The sequence below is a fragment of the Bacteroidota bacterium genome (assembly GCA_016721765.1).
Lineage (GTDB): Bacteria > Bacteroidota > Bacteroidia > UBA4408 > UBA4408 > UBA4408.
On the sequence record JADKHO010000001.1, the window covers coordinates 774738 to 794880 of the forward strand.

13 protein-coding genes and 1 pseudogene are annotated in these 20143 nt (G+C 33.9%); 4 read left to right on the forward strand and 10 right to left on the reverse strand.

The window, feature by feature from the left end:
• Positions 1-311 precede the first annotated feature (311 nt).
• Both IPP32_02845 and IPP32_02850 read left to right on the forward strand, forming a co-directional pair.
• Complete coding sequence (locus tag IPP32_02845; protein ID MBL0047020.1) at positions 312-1982, forward strand: hypothetical protein; 1671 nt, start codon at positions 312-314, stop codon at positions 1980-1982.
• 37 nt (positions 1983-2019) lie between these two features.
• Positions 2020-3045: a hypothetical protein gene (locus IPP32_02850; protein MBL0047021.1), complete on the forward strand. Its 1026-nt coding sequence runs from the start codon at positions 2020-2022 to the stop codon at positions 3043-3045.
• Positions 3046-3076: 31 nt separating this feature from the next.
• Here the strand turns inward: IPP32_02850 and IPP32_02855 are convergent, their stop codons facing one another.
• Positions 3077-3496: a hypothetical protein gene (locus IPP32_02855; protein MBL0047022.1), complete on the reverse strand. Its 420-nt coding sequence runs from the start codon at positions 3494-3496 to the stop codon at positions 3077-3079.
• Positions 3497-3586: 90 nt separating this feature from the next.
• Positions 3587-4090: a hypothetical protein gene (locus IPP32_02860; GenBank protein MBL0047023.1), complete on the reverse strand. Its 504-nt coding sequence runs from the start codon at positions 4088-4090 to the stop codon at positions 3587-3589.
• 393 nt (positions 4091-4483) lie between these two features.
• Here IPP32_02860 and IPP32_02865 point away from each other — a divergent pair, with 393 nt between their 5' ends.
• The gene (locus IPP32_02865; GenBank protein MBL0047024.1) at positions 4484-7174 is read left to right on the forward strand and encodes a T9SS type A sorting domain-containing protein; all 2691 of its coding nucleotides are present in this window, start codon (positions 4484-4486) and stop codon (positions 7172-7174) included.
• 419 nt (positions 7175-7593) lie between these two features.
• Here the strand turns inward: IPP32_02865 and IPP32_02870 are convergent, their stop codons facing one another.
• The 8 genes and pseudogenes from IPP32_02870 to IPP32_02905 form a co-directional block, all read right to left on the reverse strand.
• The gene (locus tag IPP32_02870) at positions 7594-7887 is read right to left on the reverse strand and encodes a GIY-YIG nuclease family protein (protein MBL0047025.1); all 294 of its coding nucleotides are present in this window, start codon (positions 7885-7887) and stop codon (positions 7594-7596) included.
• A gap of 683 nt (positions 7888-8570) precedes the next feature.
• The gene (locus IPP32_02875; protein MBL0047026.1) at positions 8571-10781 is read right to left on the reverse strand and encodes a hypothetical protein; all 2211 of its coding nucleotides are present in this window, start codon (positions 10779-10781) and stop codon (positions 8571-8573) included.
• A 3-nt stretch (positions 10782-10784) separates the two neighbouring features.
• Entirely contained in the window at positions 10785-11399 is a 615-nt protein-coding gene (locus tag IPP32_02880) for a hypothetical protein (protein ID MBL0047027.1), read from the reverse strand.
• A 481-nt stretch (positions 11400-11880) separates the two neighbouring features.
• Positions 11881-12375, reverse strand: coding sequence for a hypothetical protein (locus IPP32_02885; protein ID MBL0047028.1), 495 nt, complete (start codon positions 12373-12375; stop codon positions 11881-11883).
• 132 nt (positions 12376-12507) lie between these two features.
• Complete coding sequence (locus IPP32_02890; GenBank protein MBL0047029.1) at positions 12508-14433, reverse strand: hypothetical protein; 1926 nt, start codon at positions 14431-14433, stop codon at positions 12508-12510.
• 84 nt (positions 14434-14517) lie between these two features.
• Positions 14518-15075, reverse strand: a pseudogene (locus tag IPP32_02895) (ATP-binding protein).
• A 168-nt stretch (positions 15076-15243) separates the two neighbouring features.
• Positions 15244-17256, reverse strand: coding sequence for an NACHT domain-containing protein (locus tag IPP32_02900; protein ID MBL0047030.1), 2013 nt, complete (start codon positions 17254-17256; stop codon positions 15244-15246).
• Positions 17257-17267: 11 nt separating this feature from the next.
• Positions 17268-17453: a hypothetical protein gene (locus IPP32_02905; GenBank protein MBL0047031.1), complete on the reverse strand. Its 186-nt coding sequence runs from the start codon at positions 17451-17453 to the stop codon at positions 17268-17270.
• A 707-nt stretch (positions 17454-18160) separates the two neighbouring features.
• Between IPP32_02905 and IPP32_02910 the strand changes: the two genes are divergently transcribed.
• On the forward strand, positions 18161-20143 hold the full coding sequence (locus tag IPP32_02910; protein MBL0047032.1) for an SAM-dependent DNA methyltransferase: 1983 nt from the start codon (positions 18161-18163) through the stop codon (positions 20141-20143).

A 20143-nucleotide genomic window follows, 5' to 3' on the forward strand; every position in this document is an offset into this window, starting at 1 on the left:
GTTTGCGAAACTAAGAAATTGAAATTAGATGCATTTTAGTTGTTATCCATATTCTATTTGCACTTACTAGTTGTGGAATTGTTTATGCTTTTAGCGATAAAGGAAATTCACTATTTACAACATCAATAATTGACTTAAAACTGAACTACGTTTTTGATTAAAACATACTATCACCAAGGCATGCGCAACAAAGAGGCAAGCTAAATTTCCACCCACTTGTCGCAAATAGCGGAAATTCAAAATGAAAAGTATACGATTTGTTTAGTATCAAATAAATTTTAGATTTGTATAAACACCTTAAAATTTTAAACATGAAAAAACTATTCCTATCCCTATGTGTTTATTTTGTTTTTGTAAATTTTAGTACTTCACGTGCTCAAGCGCCTACCCGGCTTGAAGGGTATAATAGTAAAGATCCTTATTCGGTGCTTTATGCATGGTACAATCCAACAGCAGAATGGAAAGCATGGTTTGAAAAGACAAATAAAGGCATCCTAGCCACAGCGGCCCCAAAGGGTTGTAGCGCTACCCATAAAAAATATGTGCACAAAATTGTTTTTTCCTCCGAACCCATTATTTATGGTAAAGAGGATGAATCTAAATTTACCAACTCTTTCGAGTATGCCCAACCCATTTATGCCATGGCTTATTTTTCTAAACCGATTAAGGACCTTGATCCTGCCAAATGGAGACATTTGAATTTGGTAAGAAGGTCGCTGCCTGACGGAGAGCCAACCGAAAATGACAAGGGATGGTTCGATTATGACAATTGGGATGAAGCGCAGACTTACCTCTCATTTCCCGTTGTAAAATCTCCTTCTGATCCTGCAAAGTATATTTTTGCCTTTGATCAAACGACCAAATTTGAGTGGTTTTTTAGTGCAAATGAAAGGTCTCAGGTATTAGCTTCTTTGTATGATGATGAAGCCTTTGGGGTTTTAAATGTGGATAGTAGGGTTGGCGGTTACAGTAGTACTAGCCTGTATAGCATGCGCCGTGCTTGGTATAATCCAAGTGAAAATGATCGTGCTTGGTTTTTCGAATTTAACAATAAATCTCTTGCCGAGAGCGCACCGGATGGCAGTAGTGCTATGCATAAAAAATACCTGCATAGAATAGTTTACTCCAAAGAGCCTATTATTTATGGTCAAGAGGATGAATCAAAGTTTACACGCGATTTTAAATTTGGAGATAATATATATGCCATGGCTTATTTATCAAAAACAGTTAGAGAATTGGACGCGGGAAATAAATTAGATTTTGTGAAAATACTTAGCAGAGTTTTTCCAAGTGGAGATGAAAAGAAAGGCTATGCTTCTGAGAAGTTAACTCTTTACGATGCAGCCACGGAATCAAAGGAAAAAACTTACTTGTCGTTTTACATCATGAAACCATCATCTGATGGGAATAACTATTATTATTCGACTGCTGTATGTAATTATTTTGCAAAATTAGGGACTTATGATAACCTGCAGCTTTTCTCTTCGGTATACAATGACAATGCTACTGGAACTTTTAATTATAATATAACGGGGACAACAGAAAATGATTTTATAGCCCTTAAGAAAGCGTTTGCTAAAGCTGCAGAACCTGCTGAAAAACTTAAAGCCGATGCAGCACTAAACAGCAAGGAAATGCCTAAGCAATGGACAGAGCAATCAGCTCCTTTAGGAGGAGGTATTACGCTGGCACAAATAAAATCCGGTTATTTAGCCGCATATCCGGGTTCAACCGTTGTTAAAATTGTTGTTCATCCTGCTCCACAACCCTTATGGTCAGTAAACACCAACGCCTTGGGTATTCCTGTTTCTCAATATAATAATCAGGAGATGTATGTTTTTTGCAAAGATGCATCCGGCTGCTGGATGGGAAGTGTTGATTTTTACAAAGATTATTTAGGAGGAGGCACTTACGGAAAACCATATTTAGTTGCAAAATCGGTTTATGGTACCGATTATTTACCTTGCTCGAAGATGAAATAAAGGCACAAAGCCCTTCTTTAATAACGCGCTATTTCTAATGCTCATTCTTCAACACTCCTTTCGCTTTTCGGTGATTGCATTTATGCTATGCTCCATCTTATCTGTTGCTCAAACAACGGAACTTGTTTATAATGATAGAGACACGAGTTATATTGGCAATCCATTTATGCAGTCATTTGGTTTGATAAAACCTCATGCATTCAAAGATGGGAGCTACCTCATTTATACGGATGGTAAAAAAAACAATATACTATTTAAGGGTTTTATAAAGGAAGGAAAAACAAATGGGATTTATTATTCCTATAAAAAAAATAATTCGGATTCGGTATTAAGAGAATCAAAAACTGTACTTAAAACAAGAGAAGGAAAATTTGATGGTTGGTGTAAATTACTTGCGTTTAATACCTACAATATTTGTTATCAATATCATTTCTTATTTTATAAAGGTGTGCTTCAAAAAGTAAAAATTACAGATGCTTTCATGAGCGAAAATGGATTTAATAACCCGCTTGATTTGGATTCTAACACCACTCGTAAATCAACAGATACACTTGTGCTTTCATTCAATAAGCAAAAAATAGAATGTGTTCAATTTTTGCGTTCCGAAAACTCTTTCACCATTAAATCGCCCTTAAGTAATACCTGCATAAACGATAGTACCGAATTAGAAACTGCGCTGCCTATTGCATCCATCTATAAGAATAATGGTGCTAATGATTCAATGCAAATTAGCTTTCAGAAACAATATTCTATAAAGACAAAAAAATCATCCGTTGAGGGACATTTGCAGTTTCAATACGATTCATTAAAACAGTTTAACCGATTCGTTTTAAATAGTTGGTTTTTTGTGGATTACTCCAACCACATTAATTTTGACCTGTTTGAAATTAGGTTTAGTAAAAAGAATAATGATTGGATGGTAAAATGTACAATTGGTTTTGAACCAATAGAATCATATCCAGAGGATTTAACAAGCAAAGATGAACCGCAGATTCTCTATATTGATAATTCAAACTATTTTTATTTTAATTCCAATTGGGTGTTGGATATGAATGACCAATAAATATCAAAATTTGTATCCAATTCACAGAACTTTATAAGCCTTTAGTTGGAATACCATGCTTTAGCGCCCATGGAACGAGTTCTGCTTTTAAGTTTTTAGAAAAGCCCGAGGGGACTCCAATTTTTTTTCCGTCCCATTTAAACATTTTTAATAACCAAGTATCCTGAATTTTTTCAATTTTGTTGGCCTCAAACACAATACTATTCGGCAATTGAGAGGCAAGATTATTTAGCTCAGTTTCGTTAATTTCCGATGGAAGTTCTCCGCTCGTGCTGGGATCGGCCAATGCCTTAATAACATAACCCGAAAGACCGCCAATACTTCTACCTGCACTTTCAAGTAGGGCATTCCCTTTTGAAGAGCACAAAAAGTAAAGCGCTTTATCGGCAATAATTAATTTTCCTAAAAATGTATTTCGCCCGTTTGATAATTTAATTGTGTATGCGTTCATTGTTAAATGGATTAAGTTTTTGATTTTGATATCTTGCCAAGGAAAGTACTCTGAACATAGCTTTGCCAATAGTATATTGGCTTCCGATTTTTAAGGGTATCTTATAAGTGTGATAACATAAGGTAACATTAAAGCATCCATATCTATTTGCGAGTTGGTTGCAACTAAAACTTTAATTTTGGGATAGCCTTCAGCTAAATAAGATACAATTTTTCCGGTGGCAACTGTTTTATTCGCCCGTTCTGTAAATCCGGCCTTTTTTAGTTGACTCATAAAATCTAAGTAATGTGCAGATACCGCTGTTCTAAAACCTGCAGCTACAGAGCCATCCGTATTTATCGATATCATAGCTACATTTTTATAATTGGCTGTTTTGTCTGTCGGTATTGCAAAACTCTTGCTTGAAAGGAAAGTACAATACTTAAATTTTAAAGTGTCCTTCTTTTCATAAAAACTAAATCCCTTCTTTGTTACCAAATCGCTAAAACAATCAAATGTTTTACACTTCGATTTTTCGATTAAGTCGTTTAAAGTTACTGTTTGTGCTACTGAAATGGTTGAAAGCAAAACAAATATTATTAGTATTCTTTTCATTGTTTACTGTTAAAGTTAGTGCTAGTTACTGGCTTTATTTTATATACCTAAGTTGCTCAAAAACAACAATTATAATTGATAAAGCTAACATAAAATCTCAAACTAGCCCTTAGCACCTTCACACGATTTAAGTTTCGCGGAAATGAAATCGAGCAATGTCCTATAAAATAGAAACCGCTGTTGCAAAGGCAAAGCGAGAGCATCTGCCTTACAAACCACTGTTGTTAGGATGAGTTTGGAGATTTTGAGATGTATACTCTGCTTTTTGATTAATACGTTTGAGTTTATTTTTTTATTTATCTAAAAGGCTTATTTTTGAAATTAATAGTAACACAATAGTGCTGCTCAAAAAATAAACTGCAACCTCATTTTTTAGTCAGCAATCCAATACTTATGAAACACACTCACCTTTTTTTAGCAATCCTGGTTTACCTTTTCTGGATTCCGGTTTTTAATTTATCTGCGCAGGAAATTGAATGGGAAAATACAATACAGGGTGTTACTTACGATAATTTGTATTCGGTTGACCGTTGTGTGGAAGGCGGATGTATTTTAGGCGGATATTCCGCTTCCGGAATTGGTGCGGATAAAACAAAAAACACTAAGGGTGTTCATGATTACTGGGTTTTGAAACTAAATGATTTGGGAAACATTGAATGGCAGAATTCTTATGGTGGTGGCGATGCCGATTTGTTGCAAGTGATTCATCAAACCAGTGAAGGTGGATATATTTTTGGAGGATATTCAGCCTCCAATATTTCAGTTGACAAATCAGAAAACAAAATAGGGACCTGGGATTTTTGGATTATAAAAACGGATGCAAATGGAAATAAACAATGGGACAATACCATTGGCGGAACGGGCGCTGATTATTTATATGATTTAAAACAGACTTCTGATGGAGGCTATATTGTCGGTGGTCCATCCCAGTCACCGATATCGGGCGATAAAACAAAAGCAAGTTTTTTAGGAACATGGGATTATTGGATTTTAAAGTTGGATACAGGTGGGAACATCCAATGGCAAACCACTTTGGGTGGTGACTCTAGTGATTTTCTTTATTCCATTGAACAAACAAAAGATGGTGGCTACATTGCAGGCGGATATTCTTATTCCGGCTTGAGCGGCGATAAAACTGATGCCTCCAAAGGAAGCAGAGACTATTGGGTAGTAAAACTTGACAACCTAGGAAATCTTCAGTGGCAAAAAACCATTGGAGGAAGCAACAGTGAATTTTTGACTTCCATACAACAATGCAGAGACGGTGGATATATTCTAGGTGGAAATTCAGGCTCAGGAATTTCCGGTGATAAAACGGAGCTTAACAATGGCCCGAGTGATTACTGGATTGTGAAACTCGATAGCACAGGAAACATAGTTTGGCAAAATAGTATTGGAGGCAGCAATGGTGAAACGGTGCAATCTATTCAACAAACCCCGGATGGTGGATTTGCCATTTGTGGAACGTCCACTTCCGGAGCTTCCGGAGATAAAAGCGAAAACGCCATTGGTGGTTTTGATTATTGGATTGTAAAGGTGGATTCGGTAGGCACTATTTCCTGGGAAAATACAATTGGCGGTTCAGGCAATGATTATGTGCAGGACATGTGTGTTACACGTGAGGGTGATTTGATTGTGGTTGGTTATTCTGAGTCTCCCTCTTCGGGCGATAAGACTGAAGCAACATTGGGTGTGAACGATTATTGGGTGGTGAAAATAGCTTCTGAATACAATTTGGTTACAGGTAAAATGTTCGCGGATTTAAATAATAACCTAACCCAAGATCCGGGAGAACCGCCATTGGCAAGAACAAAAATTGTAGAATCGGCAGGTGGAAGATTTACACTGTCGCAACCTGACGGGAGCTATAAATTGGTGGTTATGGATACCGGAAGTATTCAGGTAAGTCCTGCTTCCATTGCACATTATACTGCGATGCCACCCACCCGAAGCGTTAGTTTTAGTGGCTTTCAACAAGCCAGTTTACTCAACGATTTTCCGTACCAAGCTTCCGGCGTATTTAATGATTTGTCAATTCTGCTAACACCCTTCGGGACATTTCGAGCAGGGTTATACGGCTATTACATGATAAATTACAAAAATGTGGGAACAACAAATCTTTCAGGTAACATCACTTTTTTTCCTGATTCTAATCTCACTTACATTAGCTCAAGCCTATTACCAAATTCGATAACAAGCGATTCGGTTACCTGGAATATTGGAAATTTGGCTCCATTTCAAGAAGGAACAATCACTTTAGTTGTGAGTATTCCCGGCACCATACAATTTAATACCCTGCTCACTTCTGCTGCATCAATTCTTGCTGTAGGGAGTGATTCAGAGCCATCAAATAATTATGCAACAGGTATTTCTTATGCTGTTAACTCGCACGACCCAAACGATATTGTGGTAAATCGCAAAATTGTTTACGATGCTGAATTAATTGCTCCGCCTTGGTTAGAGTACACCATATCCTTTCAAAATACAGGAAATGCAGCAGCTATTAATGTTCATATTTTAAATGAAATTCAAAAAGAGCTCGATATCAATTCCTTCGAATTTATAGCCTCTTCGCATGCTGCGAATATCAATTACAGTTATGTAACTGCAAATATGGATTTTGGGTTCGATAACATCAATCTTCCCGACAGCAACTCAAATGAGCCAAGCAGCCATGGTTTTATCCGGTACCGCATAAAACCCCAATCTACATTGCTTGTAGGCGACAGCATTCGTAATAAGGCAGCAATTTATTTTGATTTCAATAATCCGGTTATTACAAACAATGCGGTGACCCATATTTTAGCCCCAAACAGCATTCTTACAGCATCAAAAAATTCCAATACATTACTGATTTACCCCAATCCAACATCCGGAACTTTCACCTTGAATATGCCCTCAAAGATTTCGGGTAATTCAAACCTAAAAATAAGGAACTTGGTTGGAAAAGCAATATATCAAACAACACTTACAAACACGGCAGTCATGCATGTGGATATAAGAAATTTTTCTGCAGGAATCTACATTATTGAAATCGAATCGCAGTCTGAAGTTTACCGATCAAAGCTTGTGAAGCAAAATTAAAAGGTAGATTAAATTACCTGTTGGCATTTGCTTTAAAGGGAATCGATAGTTGAGAAATTTCAATACAGACGCTTGTTTACTAGGGTTAATTTTCCTGTGAAGTTGCCATTAAAATTATGGCTTACAATATTATCACCCAAACTCTTCCAGGTTTTCAGCTACGTTGCGCAAAATATGCGTTTGCAAACCATCAACAAAAATTCCTTCCCAACACCATTCATCTTTTCAATGTAATCCCAATTTTGCAACTTTTGTCAATCGTTTTATAATCGCAAAAGTAAATGAGGTCATTCTTAAAATTGCTTAGTTAACTAAGGATTCTAAAAGGAATAAAAAAAGGCAACAATCCTTTTTTGAATTGTTGCCCTGTGAAGTGGGCCCACCTGGGCTCGTCCCGAAGCCTCGGGACAGGGACCAAATTAAACCTTCATTTTTGTTATAATATCATTCAATTTTTCTGGCTCAGTTTTAAGACTCTCAATAAACTTGCGCGATTTCATTTTTTTTATGAACGATTCCATATTTCGAGCATGTTTGGGATCTTCACAGACAATTACCAGAAACTCCAACCAATCTTTTGCTTTGGAAGTATAGGACAGAGGGAAAAAATTTTGGTTGTGCTGAATCAACCTTCTATTGAAATCAGAGGTTTCGCCAACATAAAATTTATTCAAGGTAGGACTGTAAATGATATAGCAAAAATGTTTGACCACTCTTTAAAGATACTGAAATTAAACCTTAGATAAAAGCGGGAACGACTGCTTTCGCACTCATTCCCGCTCTGCTTGTGTGGGCTTCACTGACCGAATCTCGAACCATTTTCTAGAAGATATGGGGGTTATTGCGGATTTATATCCATTTCTTGAAAAATAATTTAAAAGAAGATAATGAAATTCGATATGGATTAGCCCGGCTAGTATTGAAACAAGATCGTAGGGGTGAATTTATTTTGAATGCCAATCAGATAATATAATACTATCTTTTTATTTTTTTTTCTGAATTATCGGCCAAATCACTTCCGTAATTACCTCGTCTTCATTATATTGATTACGTATCTGATCTATAATTACACTTCTTCCTTTTCAACCAATACCCTATTTCTTTGAAGTGAAATCGAAATATGTTGAAAATAATTTATATCGACTCCGCAAAAGTTTCTAAAATCAAGCATTTGTTGATCTTGTTGCTTCTTCAAATCTTTCGGATCTAAATAGTCTATGTTAAAACACTGCTAAAAAAACGGAGAATCCTTTGAAGGATTTCCAATAAAATCTAACCATAAGTAATAATAATCTGTTGTCATAAATTAGGGTTTTCTAATTGTTTAAAGCACTAATCATCTTATTTAAATACTAATATCCGATTTGAAAATAAAAGGTCAAAAAAAATTAAAAACCTAATTCTTTCCACAATCTAAATTCCATCCTTCGTCAAATATAACATCGAGAGTACCTGCTTTACACGCATCAATTGCATCCTTCAAAACATCTCTATCAGTTGTGCTACAAGGATAGTCTTTAGAATATTTTTGTTCATCAACTTTGATGTTAAATCTACAAAAATTTCCAATTCCATAATGACAAATTATCTTTGCATTACAATTAATGGGCGCTAATTGAATAGTTGGCTGAAAACGCACGGTTTTTGAAATTAAATTCAATCTAGCATGCGTTTGACATGAAGTATCACAATCTGCTTTATTTTGAAATGGCTCTGACAAAATAACCTCAGAATTCATTGAGATATTATGTGAATTCAAAAATCTTCTTGATATTATTCCATTGAGATAGGAAAGTCGATCAATATTATATTTCATTGAAAAAACATCACTAAAAATAATTGATGACCCGTCCCAAGGAATTATTTTAAAATAAAAATAATGTTCTTGTAGTAGATTATTTTGTTGTAAAACCCCAACATTGTCATTGGTCACATTAAATGGTGGGTAATAAGAATAACTACATTTTCCAATTCCAGTACCATTGCATCTAATTATTCCAACATTATATATCTGCTCTTTATCATACTGTAGATTTACGTTAACCATTAAGAATGCTCCATCTTGATTATTATATGAACTACCTTTCCCATCAAATAATTTTTCATAAAATGAATGTTCAATAGTGATAATTGATTTACCCATCGAATCTTTGGTAACTGAAAAATCCCCAGTGGATGAACTATTCTGTCTTATATCATCATAGTCAACTAAATTGAAATAATTAACGAGGGAGCCGTTGGCACGATCAAAAGATGATATTGATACATTTTGTAAATTTGAGCCCTGAATAATGAGCTGGTTATTTTCAAATGAACACTCTACATCATTCTCCAAAAAGTAGATTTTTGGTATTTCAGGAATCTTAATCGTGTCAAAATTAACTCCATTCTTTCCGTTAGGCTCTATATCTGAAAGATAATAATGATACTTCATAAGTAATTGTTGATATTGTGATAGGCTATCAATCAAAATTGGTAATGAATCATTTTGTGATTTTGAAAGTGTGATAAACTTTAAGTCATTTTTATTTGCTATTAATTTTACCCTTTCAAGCTTTTTTCCTGCTTCGGAAAAATTTGAAATAATTTGAGCCAAACACTTTTCTTTAGAAATATCATAATAATCAGGTTCTAAAGAAAAAACTCTTTTTATATGTAAATCTTTATAATCCTTACAAAAGAAGCCCAAAGTAGCAGAATTCTTAACATTAATACTTTTAAAATATTTTGATAACCCCTCCTCTATTTTATTGAGGGAAAAATCAATATCTGATTGAGCATTAAGATTCCCTAATAAAGAATCAAAGTTTTCTAAACCTCCACCTCCTCGTGTTAATACGCTTACTTCTATATCCTTATGATTAGATGAGCTCTTCATGTATTCTTTTACTTTTGCCTCTACACTAGCTGAGATAATAGCACCATTAAATCCGATTTTCCCACCTTTAGTTACTTCCTTTACAATCTCTGAAGTATTACTCGACATTTTTATTATGATATAAATGGAAGAATATCTTCGGGCCATTATAGGTATTTTGCTGCCATAAATCTCTTTAAATTTTGTAGGATTCTTGGCAAGTTTACGAGCTTCGGGTTTTACTTGAGTGATATCAATTGAAAGGTGTTCATATTCACAGTATCCTTTAATTACAGCATAAATTGTCGATTGGTTAAACTTTGAGCTGTTTATCGCATGATAAAACGCATTTGCAGTTACGCCAAATCCACTAGCGTTCATTTTTAAATCAAAATCAAGACTTTGTTCTAGTTGGCTTCTATCAAAAACAATTCTAGCTTCAAATTTTGCATCATTTACACCTTCACTAGTGGTGGGCTTTATGGTGTAAAATACAGGACTTTCTTTTATTTTATCCAGATGATAAGGTGAAAAGCCTCTTCCAAGTTCAAGAGTCATATCTGAGCCAAACGAATAATAATTTGCTTCAAGAGGGTAGATTGAACTCCTCAAATAACCTTCTTTGACTATATCGATGCTCTTTCTTCCGGGATGAGTATTTACTTTGTTCAATATCCCTTCTGTGTTAGGTTGGGATAAAACCGAAGTACAAACTAATACAGAGAGACAAAAAATTATTGTTCTTTTCATATGCTAATAAATCATTACAGTTGCGAGAAGATGACCATTAAGAAAGGAATAGGTTATTGTATTGCCTTCAGTTATGACCTGCCCATCATCCAAAGGTCTCCATATACGCATCCAATCGTCACCCCCTTCCCCAATTATTTTATATTGAGCAGCAACAATAATCTCAACACTTCCAGAACTACGATTTTGATCACAATCATATTTTTGACCAAAAGCAGAATTTCCTTGATCTCCCTGTTGACTATTAAATTTATGAATTGGAAAAAGGTTATTATCTAATGAAAATACCGCTATTTCAAATTGAAAATCTCCTACTTTAGTTGGGACCATTGGAGAATCGCATTTTATTGAAAAGTAGTGAGGCTTTTTAAGCGTGAAAGAAAAGGCAGCTGAAGACAGATTGGATTTATCTTCAAATGGATTGTCCATAATATTTTGAACTTTTGCTAAAATAATTTTTGAAAGCAAGTTTTGTTTATTAACTGTTTTTTTTGCTGTTTTTAATTTAGCAGTGGAAAATCCAATATCTTGGATAATTTGAATTTTCAACTTTTTGGGAAGATTTCTTTTAGCAATCCAATATTTGAGAATTTGATTCCTTACATTTTTTTTTAGCATAAAAATATAGTTTTAGTGAATAAAATTTATTTATTCTTTATTCTTGAAGGTTTATCTGGTCATGCAGTTTAGATTTTATTGCATATTTCAATTTTCAAATTATATCAGTTTATTTCCTGACAGAACATTTCATATAGATTAGCGTGCATGCATTATAGATAATCATGCGTCTGGTGTTTTTACTTCGAACACATGAAAGACATGAGTCGGTTCACCCTACCTCTTCGGTGGAGCTGGCTTGGGAGGATTGTTCCCCGCAGATCCACTTGGATAACCTTTCACCGTGCTTGGTCTTGGTCCTTCAACCATTGGTTTTTTTGCCATTTTAATATTTATTATTTTGTTTTCCCTACTAATAAGGCTTTCAGACTCGCCCCGTTGATGTGGTTTCGGCTCCACGGATATCTAATTCAAATATATGATATTTCATCAAATCTCAGAAAGCATTTGAAAGCAATCATTTTAATCTGAATGGATTTTCTCAGTTTTTAGGACTAAAAGGAATACCAACAATATTCTTGTTAGATTGTGTCAATTTATGAATACCGAATTCTTTTCTTATTTCATTTTGAAGAGTAGCTATTTTCAAAAACCAATCAACCTTTGAAACATATTTTATATCCTCACCCATCTTTTCATACTCTTTAATATATTCATTTAGAAGGTTTATGAATTTATTCAGTAATTGATTTGATAGAATAAGTCTGTGTTGAGAAATTTGATTATAAATAGTTGTGATATTATTTACGGTTTGTGTAGGGTAAGGAACCGAATGAACATGATACCCATCTCTTTTTAAACTAATCCAACCGATCATACTCTGATTTAAGTTTGAGAAAGCTTCCATCAGCTCATAAGAAGCCTTAATCTGCATCTCATAGACAAAAGAGCTTAAGCCCCTTTTTCTTTCTTTTAAACTAATTCCTATAGCTATTACGCTGAAAATTAGCGGTAAATATTCTGTGATTGTTTTCATTTGCTTTTTCTATAAAAAAAATAAATGTAAAACCCGCTCAGATTAATTTCTGATTGTGTTTTTTTAGGATTTGATACCCTCTCAATTCAGCTCAGAATTTTAATCACAATGATTAGTTGTAGAAAATTAAATCTATTTGTAATTAAGGATAGACGTAATTTTCGAAAGTCTAAGGTGATTCAAAAATTCAAGCGTTCTGTCAGTTGAAAGAGAATAACAATTACAATTGTTGTTAATAAATGTTGCTAAATTTTGGTTGCTAACCGGAAGCCAGCTCCAAATTTCAATTAAGTGCTTTTTGTGTGGAAACTTTTGCAGTAATTTATTTTTTGCCTTTGAAATTATCAAATCTGCGCTATGATTATTAACATTCATTTTGCATTCTATAAGTAGCGCTTCTTTCTCATTGTCAATTATAACATCCATTTCACCTGCTCCGGATTCTATACTCCAATCCTTGTTAATATATGAATTAAATTTAATGTATTTAGTTGCAGCGTAATAACTGATTAGTTCGAGAATTATTCCTTTAGAGTCGGAAATGAAATTTTTCTTTTGCTCAAGCTCACTTATAGCATCTAATTTTTCAAAGACTTCTATCTCTCCCTTTTCGGTGATATATGTAATTTTTAAATCAGAAGTGTCAAGCGGAGGAAGGCTTTTCTGTTTAGATAAATATTTTGCCAAATAAACCTTAAATTCATTTTTCTGAACTTTTTTGGTAGCTAGTTTTAGTAGTCGTTTGTTTTGATACTTCTTGATAATTGCTTCGGCATGATTATATTCACTTCCTGAGAAACCTGAATAGTCACCACAGCAATCATAAAAAATCATCCAACCGCTTGAGTAGTGTCCTGCTGAAGCTTTAGCATCAATTAAAACTCCGAAACTATAGTCGTTTCCATTTTCTTCCTCGCGTGGATGAATGAATTTACAAACCATTACTTTGTCAAATTCTCGCTGCTTATTTAATAAGGCGGCTGTTCCAGCTAACAATGTAATAAACGCAGGAATACCATTATGCATTGCAGTAGTTTCATTATTGACAATTTCAACTGGGTACCAGTAGAGAATCATATCTAGTTCTTCTTCGAGTGATAGATCAATTGAAGTTAGATCGGATTTAGTTAAGAGGTTTTCAAAAAAGGATTTTGAAAATTTAGCTTTGTGAATTTGAAAAACATCAACCCCTCTTTCCATGAAAAAATTATACTTTTTTTCTAGTGGGCGAATTATTTCACTTTGTATTCTATAAAAGTAACTATCAAAACTGGTTTGTTTTTCAAGGTCGAAAGATTTGTTCATCATATTTGAAAACAAATCTTCTTGGGATTTTGGGTTTTCAACATGAGGTTTGTTATACACATAATCTCTCCAGCTATCAGATTGATGAATATTTTTTAAACTCGACTTTCTGTACTTTGTCGTACCAATTACTTTGTGCCAAACAAATTGAATAGTGTACTTATATCCTTCAAGGTAAGTATCTCTTTCTTTTTTAGAAGGCCACCATTCTTTTAATAATTGACCTTCATAGGCTACTGGGCCATTATTTTTTATCTGATTAAATAATATATATAAACTATCAATTAATAATAATTCTGTTGCTGAATCTTTAGTTATTTTAAATGATTTCTTTATACTATAACAATTTGAAAATATTTTTTCAATAATACTAATAACGTCTCTCTGAAAAGGGAGTGCATTTGCTTTTAGTTCAACAAAAGAATTTGATTTAGATATAGGTTTATAAAGCCGGTAAATATTTTTTAATAAAATGGTTTTTTCGCAAGAGTTGGGTAATTTTTCAACGTAAACAACTTTGCCTAAAGCTCGGCTCAAAAGAAAATCACTCTTTATACCTAGTGAATCGTCACTGGCAATAGAATCGAAGATAGCAGAAAACGCACAGTCCAAGAAATATTTATAACCTCTAAATATTTCTTCATTAATGACTTTACCATGCTCTTTCTTTAACCATGCTCCGAACTCATCAAAAGTACAGGCTATTTGAAATATTTTGGCTGTCGGAATTGTTCTGTCTAATAACCACTTCATGTTCTTTATAACTCAAATTAATTTTCTGCCTGATGCTTGTTTAGTTCCGTGCCTTTTAAATTTATTATATTCATAGGAACGTTTCTAAAACTTAACTTCAAATTCTTTTTCTTTAAACCAGTTTTTACTTATTTCATTATTGTCACTTTTGGGTTTTGGGTTTGCTTCATTCACCTTAAAAGTTGTTGGAAGATTAACAGCATGTCCAAAAATAAGCGCGTGTTGGGTTGGTATAGATGGCATGCGTCTCAATATAGTTTCAGAAATATGAGGTGTGATTTGTCTAATGTGTGACAAGTCCTCCGGGTTTTGAATTCTATGAACAATAAAATTACTGCATTGTGATAAGACAGTTTTAGATAATTCACTTGGTCGCTGAGAAGATATAAGAAGAAACATACCATATTTTCGACCTTCTTTTGCTATTCTTTCAAAAATTCTGTTCGCATCACCAAAAACTTTTCCGGCATCTGTAGAAATATATCTGTGCGCTTCTTCAAGAACGAGATTTACGGGAAATGTATTTCTTTCTTTTGCAGCACGTAACTTCTCAAAAATCATTCTAGATAATACACATGAAATTACTTCAACCATTTCATCATTTGCGGAATTGAGATCAATAATAATTACTTGGGACTTCTTTTTTTTCTCACAAATAATGCTCCAATTGTTATCGTCAGATGAAAGCAGAGATTCCAAGTTGTCAATTCTTGTCTTAATGTTATTTATTGTCCGTCAAATCATAATGTTTTGGTTTAGCACTGTCCATTAAATGCCCTGTAAGGGAAGTACAAACGATGTGTGACCGCTTTAAGGAGCAACATCGCTGTGTACCTTGTTGTCGATATCCTTATTATATTCATTAAATATTGTATCTTCCAAGGATTTCCAGTCTGATTCTATAACAACAGCACTTGCAGACTCTTTGCACTCAAGTAAAAGTGTGTATATATAAAAATAGTCTTTTATTATCTTGAACAACTCACCAAAGTCCTGCTTACTCCATTCTAATATTTCTTCCAATCCAACTTCTGATAAAATGATTTGTGAAACATCATTAGTCAATTTAATATACTCATTTTGAGTAGGGAAATTTTCAGGATAAATTTCCTCCAAGTGTTTCAATTTTTCAATAATTTTGCTTGAGTTTATGCTAAATAAACTGTTTTCTTTTACAGCCTCAATGAATAATATGCTTTGTGAACATGCTTTATTGTTTCTTAATTCCCACAAAGTTTCCTCATGCTCACTAAAAACTTCTTTATATATATGTTGATTTGGAAAATTCCTATCCCTTTGTAAAGGAACAATAAAAGTATCTGCTAATACTGCAAAGTCATATGAAAAATCTGAATATTTAGATGGTTCTTCTCCTTCTTCCTCATTTTCTATACTTCCAAATTTTGTCAATGTATATAAGAAAATAAAATAAAATGAGTGAATTAGCCTTAGTTGCAATGGAAGATCCTTATGATTTTCTTTAATTAGTTCAAAACATTTTCTAAATAGGATTTTAAACTTTTTTGTATTTTTTTCACTAGGAAGTTTTAAGGCCAGACTTTTTAAAAAAACATTAATGGCAATCGGATCTTGAATAAATCCTGATAGTAATATAAATACGTATCTCCATTTTTTATTATCACCAAACTTTTCAATTGTTGGAAATATCAAATCATTTCCTAAAGATAGCGATTTTGAAAAAATAAAGTATGCAGTAAAATATTCTTGAAATGTCAAATGGGAGAAAGAATACTCGTTGGCAACTCTATTCACAAGAAGACCTTGCTTTCTTAGAAGATCATTTTTCAAAAACAAGTCAGAACTGATTCCCTTAAATTTTTCCTTTGATTCAAGGAAAACATTTATCTGCGAAATCAAATCATCATAAGAGAAAAACAATTTATCCTGAATGAAGTTTTTGTACGCAATTTCAGACAACAAAATTTTTTCATCAAATGGGTCAAGAAGAAAAGTATTATCTTCGGTTTGTTTGGTCTTCCACCATCTTTCTAGCCAGACATCAATTGCTTCCTTGTATAATTCGTTTTGCTGTCTTGGGATTCTAAAGTTTTTATTGTACATTAAGCACATCAAGGTTAGTAATACAGGTGTCCTAGATAATTCTTTACTAGCACTGTTGGCATTTAACTCTTTAATAAAAAAGGGCACTAATTCAGGCTTGTTATCTTTTTTAAACCATAAATTAACAAACTCTTTAACCTGAGTGTCATCAAATAGTGTGATTTTAATGTCTTTAAAATTTCTAAAGGAAAAACCTTGGTTGTAAATATTTATTCTGCATGATATTACAAACCTGTTTTTGTCATACTCATCACAGAAATTTTGGATAGAGCTGTACATACTTGGCATAAGACTCTCTGGAATCTCATCAAAGCCATCAAGTAAAATCAATAAGTCGCCTTTCTCTAGCAGTTTTTCAACTGATGTTTCTGGTTCAGGAAATTTTAAAATTGTAAACATCTCAACAACTAAATCTTTAATTGTTTTTTCCGAGTTCCTTAGGTTTTTCAATTCCAATAATATTGGAATTGATCGAAACTTTAAATTGCCCTTTTTGCCTTTTAATGCCTCTAATCCTATTTTTTTCAAAAAAGTTGATTTACCATTTCCCGGGTAGCCTATAATCATTAAATTTTTATGTTCGTTTACAGAAACAAAGCCATCGAGGATCGCTTCATTTAATTCCTGATTCCTTGAGGCAAATTCAGATTTGACTTTTTCCCTATCATACTCCTGTATTAATTTTTTATCCAATAGGTGCACCTTCACAAATATTTCTTCTAAGTCCCAAGGTTCACTCATCCCCAAAACCTTTATTTTACCATACAGCCTAATATATTTCTTCGAATATTCATCCGAAAATTCATATATTTTTTTTGAATGCTACTTTTTGTATACCTACCGCTTTTAACTAAACCATCCCAGATTGATGAAAGACTCCTTTCTGCAAGGTCAGCAATAGTTTTGGATGTTAATTCATGAAAAATGTTGTCTTCCATTTTATATTCAATTTAATGTTTTGGTTACCGCCAACGGTAATACACCCGAAACAACGTTGCGCATATCCAACTATAATGAAAGAAAGTCGAAAGTTGCATCTGATTGATTAAAATTTAACGTTCAAAAGTGCTATAATACCTTATCGCCCTAAACAAACAAAAAATAATTCAAATTGTCAATCCGTATTTATACCTAGAAAAAAGACTCGTTTTTGCATCAAAAAAAATCAATAAATGTATCTGTAAATCAAAGCTGTCAATTATTACCGCGTTTTGGAATGGAAGACCCTGAAATTTTCGTCAAATAAACAAAAACGTCAGATTTCAAAAAACCAGGCGCAAAAATCTTCAAAAGGGAGCCACTCAAAATCCTCAAAAAATGCCCCAGTTTTTTATAAATCAATCCAAAAACTCCCTTTCATCTAATATTTTCAATAGGTTAGTGGAAAGTGGGACTAATTCAATTGCGAATTCATGATCATAATTATTAGGGTTGGGAAAAACACTCATCGATAATGGGGTCAACAAGCTCTTCACTTATTCTGAATCTGGTTGCAGAAATTCGTTTAGAGCCGATTTTTCTGCAAGTCTCACTGTATTAGGTGTACAATGAAAAATAAATCTAATTTTAACAAATGAAATCTGTCAACCTATTTCAGTACAAGACATGAGGCATAAAGATAAAAAAATAAGAACAAAACAATAAAATGACAACACATCAACAGCATATTAAATTCATTTGGGATATAGCAGACTTACTGCGTGGCCCCTATCGTCCACCGCAGTATGAAAGAGTAATGCTTCCTATGACAGTTCTTCGACGTTTTGATTCTGTATTAGAAAAATCGAAATCGGAAGTATTAAAAGAATTTGAAAGCTTAAAAGTCAGGTATAAAAACGAGATTCCTCCCTCAATTTTAAGTTCTAAACTCGAAATGATAACTGGGCAAAAATTTTACAATACCTCTCCTTTTACCTTTGAAAAATTAAAGGGAGCGCCAGATAGTATTGCACAGGATTTAGCAAGTTATATTAATGGATTTTCGCCCAACGTGAGGGAGATATTCGAGTTTTTCGATTTCGAGAAAGAAATCTTTGCGATGAATGACGCCAATATTTTATATCTCATTATCTCCGAATTTGCAAAGATTAATTTACATCTCGTAACAAACCGTGATATGGGCTTGATCTTTGAAAATCTTATTCGCCGTTTTAATGAATTGGCCAACGAAACTGCAGGAGATCACTTCACACCTCGTGAAATTATTAAGTTGATGGTGGATATATTATTTAATGATGACGATGATTTCCTGAAAGGCAAATCGGTAATCAGGGAGATATTAGATCCTACTTGTGGTACTGGAGGAATGCTTTCAGAAGCGAAATCTCATGTAACAAAAACTAATGAAGATGCTATTCTGGTTGCATACGGACAAGATTATAACAAACGTGCATTTGCAACAGCCGCAGCTGATTTATTGATTAAGTATGATAGCACGGCAAAGAAGGTTCAACCAGATACGATTCATTTTGGAGATACCTTGGTTGATGACCAATTTCCGGATAAGAAATTTGACTACTTGATTGCCAATCCTCCTTTTGGCGTGGACTGGAAAAAACAAAAATCACAGATAGATCGGGATAAAACAGGACGTTTTGAAGCTGGTTTGCCTCGTGTGAACGATGGAGCCTTATTGTTCCTGCAACACATGATTAGCAAATTTGAACCTTACGAACCATCGAAGAAAAAATATGGCTCCCGTTTGGCAATTGTGTTTAGCGGATCTCCTATGTTTTCTGGTGGGGCGGGTTCTGGAGAAAGTGATATTCGTAAATGGATTATCGAAAATGACTGGCTGGAAGGTATTATTGCGCTGCCAGAACAAATGTTCTATAACACAGGTATCACTACATATATTTGGGTGTTGACCAATCGAAAATCAAAGAATAGAAAAGGAAAAATTCAATTATTCAATGCCAGGGAATTTTACATACCAATGCGTAAAAGCCAGGGGAACAAACGACGTAAAATTGGGGAGGGTGAGGTAGATGATGGTATTATTCATGTAATGGAGCCCGATCAAATAAAAGAAATTGTTGCGGAATACGGGCAGTTTGCAAATTCGGCAAATGCTAAATTGTTTGACAATGAGGATTTTGGTTTTACAAGGGTTACAGTTGAGCGCCCATTGCGCCTAAAATACCAAATGACAACAGAGCGGAAATCTGTCTTTTTAGATGCTTGTCCACATTTGTTGGATGATGTACAGGCCATTGACAAAAAATTAGGGCAAGAAGTGTTCATGGATTGGAACAAGATATTGAAAGACATAAAAAAAATAAGCAAACAAAAATGGTCTGCGAGAGAGTTGATTGTATTCCGCAAAGTGTTTACAGACAAGGACACGAAAGGCGCAAAAGTGCTCAAAGGAAAAGCGGACTTTGAAGCTGACCCAGATTTAAGAGATTTTGAAAATATTCCTTTAAAAATAAACATTGAAGCATATTTTAAAAATGAGGTATTGCCATTTGCCCCAGATGCCTGGATGGATCGAACTAAAGATAAAGTAGGTTACGAAATCAATTTTAATCGATACTTCTTTAAGAATTCGCAAAATCGATCATTAGAAATAATCAATAAAGAATTGAATGAGATCGAGAAAGAAATTTTAGAATTATTAACTAAATGA